Below are 500 nucleotides of genomic sequence, written 5' to 3' on the forward strand. Positions count from 1 at the left end.
CTTGGTACGGTTACAGCAGGTGGCGGCGGGAAAAGTGCTTTGGTGGAATGTGCCCTGTCCCCGGACGATGAAGCCGGTGCGCTTCGTGTGGCCGCTTTCCTGATTCGTTATTACGGTGAGGGTGGCCAGTGGGGGGATTTGCATGACCCCATGGCTACGATAACGACCAAAGACCGTTTGGCTTTGGTGACAGTTCATGTTGAAGGCACCCCGTATGTCATTGTTGATATAGGGTTACGGATGCTGCAGCCGCGTGAGCTATATCGTGCCCAAGGCTTTCCGGATACCTACATCATTGATCATGGCCACGATGGACGGAAGTTTTCAAAATCCGCACAGGTGCGTATGTGTGGAAACAGCGTTTCTCCGCCGCCCGCCATCGCATTGATCCGTGCGAATTACACGGATGCAAGCGGAAAAAGGATGGTGGCGTGAAAACGATTCATGTAATCAGCGTGTCTGGTGGCAAAGACAGCACGGCCACTTTGCTGATCGCTTTG

The 500-nt window shown here is 53.8% G+C and carries 1 protein-coding gene; it reads left to right on the plus strand.

What is annotated here, in order from left to right; translation table 11 throughout:
• A partial coding sequence (locus tag HAP95_RS09540) for a DNA cytosine methyltransferase (protein WP_215884000.1) occupies window positions 1-435 on the plus strand: 435 nt, incomplete at its 5' end.
• Between the last annotated feature and the right edge of the window lie 65 nt (window positions 436-500).

Origin of the sequence: Acidithiobacillus sulfurivorans (assembly GCF_018853815.1) — a bacterium.
GTDB lineage: Bacteria > Pseudomonadota > Gammaproteobacteria > Acidithiobacillales > Acidithiobacillaceae > Acidithiobacillus > Acidithiobacillus sulfurivorans.